Genomic DNA, 12,381 nt, shown 5'->3' with positions numbered 1-12,381 from the left:
CCGACCGATGCACCTGCCTCACCCCGCGGCTCCATCGGGCACGCCGGCTCTATCGGGCACGGCTCCCCGCACTGGCGCCTGATGTGCTACATCGGTCGCGAATGCGTAGCTTCGAGTTCATTACGCCGGTAGGGGCATCGCGACCGGTGTTGGTCGAGATTCCCCACGCAGGGCTCGCCATCCCCGAGGAAGTGCTGGCGCAGGCCGATCTTCCCATGGACACCGTCCTGCGAGACGCCGACATCTATGTCGATCAACTCTTCGCCAACGCGCCCAAGCTCGACGCAACCATGCTGGTGGCGCGGCACAGCCGCTACGTGGTGGATCTCAACCGCGCGCACGACGACGTTGATGCCGACACCGTGGCCGACCACCCAGCGCCCGTGGCCTGGCAGCCGCGAGGCGTGGTTTGGCGGACAACGACCGACGGCCATGCGGTCATGAAGCAGCCGTTGACCTACCGTGCGCTGTGCGAACGCTTGCAGCGCTACTACTATCCCTACCACAGCCGGTTGCGCCAAACGATGGAGCAGCTCAGGGCCCAAACGGGATATGCAATCCTGATCGCGGGGCACTCGATGCCTTCTGCCGGCCGCTCCCAACATCGTGATCCCGGTGCCCGAAGAGCCGATGTGGTGCCGGGCACACACGGCGGCAGTACCGCGGCAGCGGGCGTCATCGACCTGATCGACGCGCACTTCCGCTCTGCTGGGCTCACGGTAATGCACGACGATCCGTACCGTGGCGGCTGGACAACGGTTCACTACGGCCAGCCCGACAAAGGCTGGCACGCGATTCAGATCGAGCTCAATCGGGCGCTCTACGTAGACGAAGCAACCAGCGAACCGCGGGAGCAGGATTTCGAGCGCCTGCGGGCCGTGCTCGACGACCTGGTGCGCAAGCTGACGCGGTGCGATCCACGGTCGCTGTGAACGCGCGTCCGTACCGTGCGACTACACCGCTTCCATCACGACCGGGCTCGAACGCACTTCCAGCCGGTAGCGGCTGTTCGCGGTCTGCAAGAAGAACACGTCGCTGCCACAAAGCTTCAAGATACGCTTGACCGAAGTGGTCACGTATTCATGCAAGCCGTCCGGGAATTCCACGATGACCACATCACCGTACTTGGGTGGCCGTACGAGACGCCCTACAACTACCCGCCCGCCCTTGCGGCCCAGCTTGCGGAGGACTACGTCCACACTTTCGAGGCTAGCACAGCCCCGGCACGGGGCAAAGCGTGATGATGCTTGCCATTGTTTCTTGGGGCCCGCGGAAGAATAACCCGTGTGTTTCGGTGAGGACCGGGCGCCGCTGGCGAGGCGTGACGACGAGGAGTATTGGGGATACTTCGAGGAGGAGCAACATAGCCAGCTGTGGCCAGAATCGGCGAAATGGATGAGTTGTTCTTCCGCGGGCCCTTAGGGACTGCTTTGCCATGAGCACCCAGCGAGAGGACTTTCTCGACCGCTTGCGCAAGGGCGCCCTGGTGTTTGACGGGGCCATGGGCACCGCGCTGTACGAGCACGGGATCCTGTACAGCGCCAACTTCGATGAGATCAACCTCTCGCGACCCGAGCTTGTGGGACGGATCCACCAGGAGCATCTGGATGCGGGCGCACAGGTCCTCACCACGAACACCTTCGGCGCCAACAGCCGGCGCCTCCAGTCGTACGGGTTGGAACGCCGCGTCGGGGAGATCAACGCCGCAGGTGCGCGTATCGCGAGGGAAGTGTCGCAGAGCAACGCCTACGTTGCCGCTTCGGTTGGGCCTACGGGAGTGCTGTTGAAAGCCCTGCCACCCGAGCAGCGGGGAGCATTGAAGACAATCTTTCGGGAGCAGTGCGACCTGTTGCAGGAGCAACCCGTCGATCTGCTGCTGCTCGAGACCTTCCGCCAGCCCGAGGAGCTTGCCCTGGCGCTCGAGGCAGCGCTCGAGGCAGCGGCGGGCAGATTGCCAGTGGTCGCGCAGCTATCCTTCGACCCTTTTGGAACCATGGCGGACGGCTCGGGCCCCGAGGTCATGGCCAGCCGCTTGCGCGACTGGGGTGCCGACGCGATCGGTGTCAACTGCGCGGACGGTCCGGCCGGCGTGTATGAGATGGTGACCCGCATGCTGGAGCCTGGCCTGCCCGTGATCGCACAGCCCAATGCCGGGCTGCCGCAGCGGGTCGACGGGCGCTTCGCCTACATGGCGACCCCGGAGTATTTCGGACTCTACGCACGGAGGCTGTTTCGTGCGGGTGTCAAGGCCGTGGGTGGGTGTTGCGGGACGACCGCCGAGCATGTCAGACGGATCGCGGCCGCGGCGCGCATGCAGAGCGCCGCAGGACACAAAGAGCAGGGTGGCGGCATGCGCGAGGAAGCCCGGACACGGCTCGTCCATGCCGCACCGGGCGTGCAGCCCGTTGCTACCCACGACAAGGGAATCCTGGGAGCCAAGCTGGGCCGGGAATTCCTAGTCTCGGTCGAAGTGAACCCGCCTCCCGGGCTCCACCTCGACAAGGCCATGCGGAGCGCGCAAGCGCTGCGAGACGGTGGTGTGGACGTCATCAACGTGGCCGATGGGCCGCGTGCCAGCGCCCGCACCGGCAACTTGGCGCTGTGCTTGCGCATTCAGCAGCAACTTGCGCTCCCGTCGCTGATGCATGTAACGACCCGTGACCGCAACCTGCTCGGCCTCGTCGCCCACCTGCTCACCGCGCACGAGCTCGGTGTACACAATCTGGTCGTTGTCAGCGGGGATCCGCCGAAACTGGGCGACTTTCCCAACGCGACCGCGGTCTACGACGTCGATTCGGTGGGGCTGCTGCGCATCGTCCGCGGGTTGAATCTGGGGATCGACCCCGGGGGCAAGCCGCTGGGCGGTGCGACCTCGTTCCTATGCGCCACCGGCGCGGACCCATCGGCGATCGACTACGAGCGTGAGCTGCGCAGGCTGCGAGCCAAAATCGAAGCCGGGGCCGAATTCGTCATGACACAGCCCGTCTACGACCCTGAGGTGCTGCAGCGTTTCTTGAAGGACGTCGAGTCGTTGCATGTGCCGGTGCTCGTGGGACTGTTGCCGCTCGCTAGTTTCCGTAATGCCGAATTCTTGCACAACGAAGTCCCGGGGATGAGCGTGCCCGAATCGGTACGTGAGCGCATGCGGCGCGTCGGCTCCGGCCCCAAAGCGAGAGCGACGGGGGTTGGGATCGCACGGGAGATGCTCAGCGCTGTCAAGGACAAGGTCGCCGGCGCCTACATTATCCCGTCCTTCGGACGCCACGAGGCTGCCCTGCAGATCATCGAAGGTATCGTTCGCTAGTGTCAGTGCAGCGGCGACACTCGGCGCCGCTGGCGGCGGTCCTTTTGGCTGGCTGCGGCACCCTGTCGTACGTGCCGCGGCACCCCCACCGCGCCGCCCAATCCGCGCTCGAGGCGTTCGCCGCTTCGCGGCAACAGCTTCGATCGCTGCGCGCCGAGGCCCGGGTCGATCAGCGCGGAACGCAAGGACGTGTACGCGGCACGGTATGGATGTTCGTCGAGCGGCCCGACCGAGTGCGCTTCGACGTGATGACGCAGTTCGGGCCCGCGTCCACCCTGACCAGCGCGCAAGGCCGTTTCGCGCTCAACGATCACAAGGAACGCCGCTTCCTCAAGGGGCCAAGCTGCTCCTCCAACATCGCCAGGCTGCTGGGAATCACCTTGTCCGCCGCCGAAGTCACGGCGATGCTGCTTGGACAGGTCGTCTCGCTGGCCCCCGCCCGTGCGCACGCGGTGAGCCGGAGCGGGATCCGTTGGGACCCGCGCGGCTTCTACCGGATTGTCCTCGGACTGCCGGATCGACGACGCAAGGAGCTCGATTTGGCCTTGCCCGCGGAGCAGGCCGGGCTGCCGCTCGCGCGCCAGAAACTGCGGCTGCGCCGAGTCGAGGTTTTTGACGCGCAAGGACGCTCCCTGTGGCGAGTAGCCTACCAGGACTATAGAATCGTGGCGCTCGAGGGGCAGGCGGCTCGAAGCGACGGCGTCGTGATGCCCTTTAGGGTGCATTTCGAGCACCAGGATCGAGAACAGGACGTGCTCGTGCGCTTCAAGGATATGACGCTCAATCCGCAGATCCCCACGAGCGCATTTCAACAGCGGCCGCCGCCGGGCCGGATCGTGCGCTGGGTCACCTGCAACGGGGCCGGCCCATGAGCGGCCGCGGTTGCGAGCCCGAGCCTGACGCATTCCACCCGGTATCGACGCGGCTGGTGCCTCGCTTCGCCGGCACGCCGACCTTCTTGCGGCTGCCGCAGCACGCGGATCCTTCGGACGTGGATGTGATGATCTGCGGCGTGCCTTTCGATGGCGGTACCACGTTCCGGCCCGGTGCGCGCTTCGGACCTCGCGGTGTCCGAAACGCCAGCGCGCTGACGCGCGGCTACCACCCGGCGCAGGGCGTGGACCTGTTCCGCGCCTTGCGCTGCTGCGACGGCGGAGACGTGCTGAGCGTCCCGATGCAGCTCACGGAGACCCTGGATCGCATCGAGCAACGCGTTTCCGACATCGTCACCGCAGGGGCAACGCCCGTGTTGGTGGGCGGCGACCACACCATCAGCATCGGAGCCTTGCGCGCCCTGGCCAAGCATCACGGCCCGCTCGCGATGCTGCATTTCGACGCCCATAGCGACACCTTCGGGCCCGCCTGGGGCGTCGACCTGCACCATGGATCGGTTTTTCGCAAGGCACTCGAAGAGGGGTTGCTGCGAACGCGCGACGTGCTGCAGGTCGGGATTCGGGGACCGTTCGCGAGCGCAGACGACCTGAAGCTTGCGGAACAAGCCGGTTTCGAAATCCGTTTCGTGGACGACGTGAAGCGTGACCTCGCCGCGGTGGGCGCCGAGCTAAGCGCCTTCCGAACGCGAGGACCCTGCTACGTGAGCTTCGATGTCGACGCCATCGACCCGGCGTATGCGCCTGGCACCGGCACGCCCGTGCCCGGAGGGTTGACGAGCTACGAGGCGCTCTTCCTGGTTCGAGCCTTGACCGGCGTGCAGCTCGCGGGCTTCGATCTGGTCGAGATCTCGCCCGACCACGACGTGGCGGGTATCACGACCCTGCTCGGCGCCACGCTGCTCGCGGAAGTGCTGGCCAGCCTGGCCGCCAGCAGCCGATCCACGCCTTCGGCAGCGCCCGATGCCCGGAGGAGCCGCTGAGCAAGGACTGCACCCGTCGCAGCCAGCCCATGCCCCAGCCGCTGCTCGAGCTGCGCGACCTCGTCACGTCGTTTTCGACGCCCCGGGGGGTTGTCCGGGCCGCCGACCGCGTCTCGCTCGAGGTGGCCGAGGGGGCCACGCTGGGCGTGGTCGGCGAGAGCGGCTCGGGCAAGAGCGTGACCTTTTTGTCGGTCATGCGCCTGATCGGCTGGCCGGGGCGCATCGAGAGCGGCTCGGTGCTGTTCGCTGGGCGCGAGCTGCTGTCGCTGCCGGCGCGTCAGCTGCGCGCGCTGCGAGGCAGCCAGATTGCGATGGTGTTCCAAGAACCCATGACCTCGCTCAACCCGGTGTATACGGTCGGGCAGCAGCTGTGCGAGGCAATACGGCAGCACCAACGCGTCTCGGTTGCCGACGCCAGGCGCCGCGCGATCGCGCTTCTGGAGACCGTGGGAATTGGCGCCGCCGCCGAGCGCGTCGATGCGTATCCTCACCAGCTGTCGGGTGGTATGCGCCAGCGGGTCATGATCGCGATCGCACTGAGCTGCGGGCCCAGGCTGCTGATAGCAGATGAGCCGACCACTGCGTTGGATGTGACCATCCAGTCGCAGATTCTCGCCCTGCTCGAACGCCTGCAGGCCGAGCTCAACATGAGCATTGTGCTGATAACGCACGATCTGGGGGTAGTGGCATCCCTGGCCCAGGAGATCGTCGTGATGTACGCTGCAAAGGTCGTGGAGCGCGCGCCGGCCGAGGAGCTGCTCGCGCGGCCGCTGCATCCCTACACCGCGGGCCTGCTCGCGAGCGTGCCGGGCCTGGGTGCCAACCGCGGCAAACGGCGACTGCCGGCCCTGGCTGGAAGGGTGCCCGACCTGGCGCAGCCGCCGACCGGCTGCCGCTTCCGTGACCGCTGCCCCGAGGCCGTAGCGACCTGCTCGGCGCACGAGCCCGAGCTGCGATCCTTGCCGGGCCGTCGCCACGTCGCCTGCCACGTGGCGTGGGAGCGAGCAAGAGCGCGGCCATGATCGCTAGCCCGGAGCCCCTGATCTCGACGCAGGGCCTGCACGTCGGCTTCCGGGTGGGCTCGGGCTGGCTCGCTCGAGCCAAGCGCTGGTTGGGAGCGGTCCAGGATGTATCGATTGCGATTCAAAAGGGCGAAACGCTTGGACTGGTGGGCGAATCCGGTTGCGGCAAGAGCACGCTGGGCCGCGCCCTGCTGAGGCTGGTCGAGCCGGCCGCCGGGCGCATATTGCTCGAAGGGCAGGACATCACCCGCCTGGGTCCTTCGGAGCTGAGGCCGCTGCGCCGCAGGATGCAGATCGTATTCCAGGACCCCTACAGCTCGCTCAACCCGAGGTTGAGGGTTCGCGCGGCCCTGGGCGAGGCCATGCGGGTGCACCGTCTGGTTGAAGGCGCGTCCGAAGAGGAGCAACGCGTGGCCGCGCTTCTCGAGCGGGTGGGCCTGGAACCTGCACACATGCGCCGCTATCCGGGTGAATTCTCGGGTGGCCAGCGCCAGCGCATAGGCATCGCACGCGCTCTGGCCGTCGAGCCCCGGTTCGTGGTGGCCGATGAGCCCGTGAGCTCGCTCGATGTCTCGGTGCAGGCCCAGATATGCAACTTGCTGAAGGATCTTCAGGAGGAGCTGGGGCTCGGCTACCTGTTCGTTGCTCACGACCTGAACGTCGTGGAGTTCATGAGCCACAGAATAGCCGTGATGTACCTAGGTCGTATCGTCGAGCTGGCGTCGGCCCAAAGGCTTTGCGCCGAGCCCCGGCACCCCTACACCAAAGCGCTGCTGGGCTCCGTCCGGCTGCTGGATCGCGATCGCGGTGCCGGCCACGCGCTGCTGAAGGGCGACGTGCCGAATCCCCTGGACCCACCCGCCGGCTGCGGCTTTCATCCGCGTTGCCCGGTCGCACAAAACGGTCTATGCGACGTGGAGATTCCGGCGCTGAGGCCGGTGGAAGAGGACCGCTGGGTGAGCTGCCATCTGGCCGAAGAGCAGACCCCGCCCGAGCGTCAGCCAAAGTACAATTGAAATCCTCAGGGGTCGGGTCAGAATGACTTTGCCCTTTCGATTCCGATCCATCCCGCCCGGCGCTGTTGCGCCGCCTTCAAAGTCCGTGACGGCCCTTGCGCATGTCGCACGATCGGGGCGCTTCGGTGTTGACCGGCGCCCTGCCGATCTGTACATGATGTGTCCAACGTTTGACCGGTACGTTCGGCCCGCGGGCTTTCCGCAACACATGCACCCATTTCAGTCCGTGATCCTGCTGGCAGCCGTAGCAGCGGCAGCTGGCTGTGGTGCGGTTCCTTCTGCAGAGCAGGCGCAGCAATCGATGAAACAGTACGAGCTTGCAGTTGGGCTGCGCGAGGAAGGAAACGTCGCCGACGCGTACCGTGCACTTCATCGAGCGTTGGAGCTCGACCCGAACAACGCCTATGCGCACCTGCTCATCGCCAAGATGTTCCTGCTGAGCCGGGCCGAAAGCACTGCCGAAAACGATAAGAAAGCCGAGGAGCACTACCTGCGGGTCGTGCGGCTGGGTACCGAGCCGGAGCGCCCGCGGCATGATCTCGTGGTGGAGGCGCAGAATGACCTCGGCGTGCTGTACATTCACCGCGAGCGCTATGCGGATGCGATCCGGCAGCTCAGCGCGGCGGCCAACAACCTGTTCAACCGACATGCGCACTTCGCCTGGGGCAACCTGGGTTGGGCCTACTACCTGGCAGCGGACTACGACAGCGCGCTCACAGCCCTCTCAAGAGCCGTAAAACTTCACCGACACTTCTGTGTAGGGTACTTTCGACTAGGAAAGACCTACGTGGCCAAGGGAGACCATCAGCGAGCGGAGGAGGCGTTCACCCACGCCCTTCAAGCGGACGAGCGCTGCCGGCACTTCCAGGAGGCGTGGCACCTCAGGGGTGAGTCCCGCGCGCACCTCAAGCACCGCAAGGATGCGATCGGTGACTTCGAACGCTGCGTGGAGCTCGGTGCTTACACGGCGGCTGGCCAAGCCTGTAGCCGCTACCTGGAGGCCAGCCACTGATGGAGTCGATCGGCCAGCAGCTCCGGCACGAGCGCGAGCTGCGCCAGCTGTCGTTGGCGGAGATCTCTCGAACGACTCGCATCTCGGTGCGGGTGCTGAAGCTCATCGAGGACGATCGTTTCGATGAGCTGCCCGGGGAGGTGTTCGCAAAGGGCTTTCTGCGGGCCTACGCGCGGGCAGTTGGAGCCGATGACAGCGACATCGTGCGGTCGTACGAACGCCAGAGCTGCCCGGAAGCGACTCCCGTGCCCCTGGCCGCCGCAGCCCCGCCCGAGCGCGGGCGGCGCTTCGGAATCGCGATCGCGCTGGTCATCCTGGTGATTCTCTTCACGCTGGCACTGTCCGTGGTGTTGCGTCCCCGTCACCGCAATGCTCCGATCGAGTTGTCGCGGGGACCAACGCCGGGCGCTGCTCAGCGTCAAGGCTCAGCCAGCGAGCGGGCCCCGCGAATCAGCAGTCGCGATCATGGTCAAGACCCGGGCCCTACTGCTTCGAGCCGTCGACTACGGAGAAGCTGACCGGATCGTCAGCCTGTTGACCGAGACCGAAGGCGTAATCTCCGCGATCGCTCGGGGCGCCCGGCGCAGCCGGCGTCGCTTTTCCGGCACTCTTCAGAGTCTGTGCGTGCTGAGGGTGGGACTCGGGCGGACGCGAGGCTCGCTCGGCGCGCTGGAGCTGGCAGAGGTCGAGGAGGCGTTCCCGGCACTGCTCGGCGACCTCGGACGCATGCAGCAGGCTGGCGACGCGCTGCGTTTGGTTCGCCACCTGGTCGCGGAACGGCAGGCCGAACCAGGACTCTTCGCCCTGTGCGTACAGTTGATGCGCCTGCTCTCCGAACGGGATGCGCCCCCGGCGGCGCTGCCGGTGTGCTTCGAGCTGCGGGCGTTGTCGGTCGTGGGCTTCGCCCCGGCATTCGACGCGTGCGGATCGTGCGGAAAGCGGCCCTCTTGCACGCAATCCAGCGAGTTCGACCCTCGCTCAGGCGCGCTGCGCTGCCGGGCGTGCGGAGGGGGCCCGATCCGACTTGGGCCGGAGCTCAGGAGGCGCGCGCGGCTGGCCACGACCAGCGCCTGGGTGGAGGCGGGCAAGGGCTGCGAGCACGAGGATCTCACGACCCTTCGCCGGACGGCGGCGGCCTTTCGAAGACTGCGCTGCCAGCTGCCCGAGTGATCCATGCGTACTTTTGCTGCTTCGGGTCTGAGGCTACACTGATCCGAGGCCGGTCTATTGAGCCCTCGAACCTCCAACGGTAACGACGGCGCTTGCCTCCGGGGCCCGTATGGGCGACGCCGGGGCGCGGGCGACCAGCGACTGTTGTTGACTCGTCCGACCGCACGGGGCCGATCCGGGCCCCATGGTCCGCGCCACGCCTTGGAGGCGAGTGACCCATCCCAATAGCAAGGACGGAGTACGCGAGGAGTTCCTCTCGGAAGCACAGGACTTGATCGAGAACCTGTCGCGCGACTTGCTCATGCTGGATCACGCACAGAAAGAGGGCTCCCCAGACCCGGATTTGCTCAACGACCTGTTTCGCGGGGTCCACACCGTCAAGGGACTGGCGGGCATGTTCGGCTACGCGCCGATCGCAAAGCTCGCGCACCACTTGGAGGATCTGCTCGACAACCTGAGGCTGGGCCGAATCAGCCTCAGCCAGGAAACGCTTGACTTGCTGTTCGAGGGTGTGGACGCCTTCCAGCGCCTCTTGGCAGAGGCGAAGGATCCCAAGACCACGGCCGAGGTGGACTTGGACCGCTTCACCCGTTCAGTCTCACTCGTCACAGCCTCGCCGCCGGCACCCGCCAACATTCTGAGCGACTACGACCTCGACCCAAACCTGCTGGCAGTGCTAACCGAGTACGAAGAACACCGGCTGCGAGCCACCCTGCAGCAGGGCATGACCCTTTTTCGCTTGCGCGTGTGCTTGCTGCTGGACGAAATCGACAGCGCGCTCGATGGAATCAAGACGCGAGCCAAGGGCGTGGCAGAAATCATCACCTACATGCCCAGCATGGGGGGAAGTGACGGCGATCAGCTCGATATCGAGATTCTGCTGGCAAGCCGCCTGGACGACGTCGACCTGCGCGAAGTGCTGGAGCTCAAGGATGCCGTCTTGCAGATTGTGGACCGGCGGCGCACTCCGAGCAGCCGTTCACCAGCCGCAACCGTACCGGCCACTACCCCGCCCGCAGCCACGACCGACTCAGGCCGGCCAGCCGCGGCCGCCAGCCCCGACGAGTTCCGCTCGTCCGGCAGTGCTCGCCGCGACGGCGGCGAGCTCGCGTCCCTGCGTTCGGTCACCAACAGCGTGCGCGTGGATATTCGAAAGCTCGACCACCTCATGAACGTGGTCGGCGAGCTCGGCATCGTGCGCGGGACGGTTGTGAGCCTGACCGAGCGTTGTCGGGCAGCGCCCGAGCTCAGGTCGCTGGCAGGGGAGCTGCAGCGCGTTCAGCGCAGCTTCGAGCGACATCTGAATGAAGCTCAGGAGGGCATTCTTGCGATCCGCATGGTCCCGCTGGGACACATCTTCGACAAGCTTGCCCGTATCGTGCGCCAGGTCGCACGGGAGCGCGGCAAGGATGTGCGGCTCGTCGTGAAGGGTTCGGAGACGGAAGTGGACAAGCTCATCGCCGAGGAACTCGCCGATCCTCTGATGCACATTGTCCGCAACGCGGTAGACCACGGCGCGGAGCCCCCTGCCATTCGGGAGGCAGCACAAAAGACGGGCACGGCGACACTCAGCATTGACGCCTTTCAGAAGGGCAATCACGTCGTTATCGAGATCAAGGACGACGGCGCTGGCATCGATCCCGGAGTGCTCCTGCAGACGGCCGTGCGCAAGGGGCTGCTGAACCAGGGAGCCGTAGGCGAGCTGTCCCGCGAAGAGCTGCTCGGTGTGATCTTCATGCCGGGTTTCAGCACGGCCGAACAGGTGACGGACATTTCAGGGCGCGGCATGGGCATGGATGTCGTGAAGACCAACATCAGCCGCTTGGGGGGAGTGATCGACGTGCAGAGTGAGTTAGGGGTCGGCACCACCTTCGTGATCACGCTTCCCATCACGCTGGCGATCATAAGCGCGCTCGTGGTGCGCGTAGCCGGACGCGCTTTTGCCGTGCCGCTTTCCACGGTTCAGGAGGCCTTGCGTCTAGAGGCTGCCAGGCTACGGACGGTCGAGCGCCGGGAAGTCTACGGTCTTCGTGGCGAGACGCTGCCCCTGTGTCGTCTCGCGCAGTTTTTTGGTTTCGCGGAAAGGCCAGCACCCCCAAAACAGTACGTGGTCGTGGTCACCCTGGCCCAGCGCCGGCTCGGGTTCGTCGTGGACGAGCTGTACGGCCAGCGCGATATCGTGATCAAGCCGCTTGGCAGGAGCTTGCAGAACGTGCGTGGCATTGCGGGTGCGACCGATCTGGGTGAGCAGCGTCTGGCGTTGGTGCTCGACGCGCCGGCGCTGCTTGAAGAGCTACTGCTCGGCGCCGAGACCGGCACGAAACGGGAACGCCAATCGGTATGAAGCCAACACCTGCGCTTGAGAGCGATCTCGATGAGCGATAGCCTGACCCGCGCCTCCATGCCTCCCGCAAAAAGCGGCGGGCATCCGCTCTTGCCGGCCGGTGATACCGTAACGGAGTTCTTGGCGTTCTGCGTCGGATCCGAGAACTACGCTCTGCCGCTTTCGGCAGTACGCGAAATCATGGCGGTGCCACCCATTACTGAGGTCCCGCGAGCACCCCCAGCGGTGATGGGTATCGTGTCCGTCAGAGGCCGTGTAACGACGGTGCTGGACGCAAGACGCAGGCTCTCGATGGGACCAACGAAGCTGTCCAGCGTGAGCCGCCTGCTTCTCGTGGCATGCGGGCAAGAGACTATGGGTCTTGTCGTCGATCGTATCTTGCAGGTGTTTCGTTTGTCGGAGGACCAGGTCGAGCACTCAGCCAAGATGGGCAGTGACACAGCCGACCACATTGTCGGCGTTGGGCGGGCAGCCTCCCGTCCCTCCCCGCTGGCCACACAAGGGCGGCGGCCCCTCGTCCAGGCACCCGACGAAGAGGACTTGTTGCTGCTCATCCTTCTTGATCCCGACCTGCTGATCAGAGATTAGACGTTGCCCCCTACCGAGACGAAACCGGCAAAGGACAGGAGTCTGGTGGGCT

The 12,381-nt window shown here is 65.8% G+C and carries 12 protein-coding genes; 11 read left to right on the top strand and 1 reads right to left on the bottom strand.

Translation table 11 applies throughout. The features are described 5' to 3' along the window. On the top strand, positions 1 to 932 hold a 932-nt coding region (locus tag MJD61_00670), incomplete at its 5' end, for an N-formylglutamate amidohydrolase (protein MCG8553793.1). Between the two features lie 21 nt (positions 933 to 953). Here the strand turns inward: MJD61_00670 and MJD61_00665 are convergent. Continuing rightward, complete coding sequence (locus MJD61_00665; GenBank protein MCG8553792.1) at positions 954 to 1,199, bottom strand: S24/S26 family peptidase; 246 nt, start codon at positions 1,197 to 1,199, stop codon at positions 954 to 956. A 236-nt stretch (positions 1,200 to 1,435) separates the two neighbouring features. On the opposite strand from MJD61_00665, the gene MJD61_00660 reads away from it, so the two are divergent. From MJD61_00660 to MJD61_00615, 10 genes are all read left to right on the top strand, one after another. After that, a complete protein-coding gene (locus MJD61_00660) occupies positions 1,436 to 3,304 on the top strand; it encodes a bifunctional homocysteine S-methyltransferase/methylenetetrahydrofolate reductase (GenBank protein ID MCG8553791.1) in 1,869 nt (622 codons plus the stop codon). Further along, positions 3,304 to 4,176 carry a DUF4292 domain-containing protein gene (locus MJD61_00655; GenBank protein ID MCG8553790.1) on the top strand — a complete coding sequence of 291 codons (873 nt, stop codon included), beginning with the start codon at positions 3,304 to 3,306 and terminating at the stop codon, positions 4,174 to 4,176. Before MJD61_00660 ends, MJD61_00655 begins: the two co-directional genes overlap by 1 nt. After that, positions 4,173 to 5,177: an agmatinase gene (gene speB / locus MJD61_00650; GenBank protein ID MCG8553789.1), complete on the top strand. Its 1,005-nt coding sequence runs from the start codon at positions 4,173 to 4,175 to the stop codon at positions 5,175 to 5,177. Before MJD61_00655 ends, speB begins: the two co-directional genes overlap by 4 nt. Positions 5,178 to 5,206: 29 nt before the next feature. Continuing rightward, positions 5,207 to 6,199, top strand: coding sequence for an ABC transporter ATP-binding protein (locus MJD61_00645; protein MCG8553788.1), 993 nt, complete (start codon positions 5,207 to 5,209; stop codon positions 6,197 to 6,199). Beyond that, complete coding sequence (locus tag MJD61_00640; protein MCG8553787.1) at positions 6,196 to 7,215, top strand: ABC transporter ATP-binding protein; 1,020 nt, start codon at positions 6,196 to 6,198, stop codon at positions 7,213 to 7,215. Before MJD61_00645 ends, MJD61_00640 begins: the two co-directional genes overlap by 4 nt. A gap of 301 nt (positions 7,216 to 7,516) precedes the next feature. After that, a complete protein-coding gene (locus MJD61_00635; protein ID MCG8553786.1) occupies positions 7,517 to 8,227 on the top strand; it encodes a tetratricopeptide repeat protein in 711 nt (236 codons plus the stop codon). Then, positions 8,227 to 8,745 carry a helix-turn-helix domain-containing protein gene (locus MJD61_00630; protein MCG8553785.1) on the top strand — a complete coding sequence of 173 codons (519 nt, stop codon included), beginning with the start codon at positions 8,227 to 8,229 and terminating at the stop codon, positions 8,743 to 8,745. Before MJD61_00635 ends, MJD61_00630 begins: the two co-directional genes overlap by 1 nt. Further along, positions 8,693 to 9,397: a DNA repair protein RecO gene (gene recO / locus MJD61_00625; GenBank protein MCG8553784.1), complete on the top strand. Its 705-nt coding sequence runs from the start codon at positions 8,693 to 8,695 to the stop codon at positions 9,395 to 9,397. Before MJD61_00630 ends, recO begins: the two co-directional genes overlap by 53 nt. Positions 9,398 to 9,608: 211 nt before the next feature. Further along, on the top strand, positions 9,609 to 11,741 hold the full coding sequence (locus tag MJD61_00620) for a chemotaxis protein CheA (GenBank protein ID MCG8553783.1): 2,133 nt from the start codon (positions 9,609 to 9,611) through the stop codon (positions 11,739 to 11,741). Positions 11,742 to 11,771: 30 nt separating this feature from the next. After that, the gene (locus MJD61_00615) at positions 11,772 to 12,329 is read left to right on the top strand and encodes a chemotaxis protein CheW (protein ID MCG8553782.1); all 558 of its coding nucleotides are present in this window, start codon (positions 11,772 to 11,774) and stop codon (positions 12,327 to 12,329) included. Positions 12,330 to 12,381 lie beyond the last annotated feature (52 nt).

The sequence above is a fragment of the Pseudomonadota bacterium genome (assembly GCA_022361155.1).
In the GTDB taxonomy this organism is placed as follows: Bacteria; Myxococcota_A; Polyangia; order Polyangiales; family JAKSBK01; genus JAKSBK01.
The sequence above is the reverse complement of the archived record's forward strand: the minus strand, read 5'-3'. Positions and strand labels throughout refer to the sequence as shown.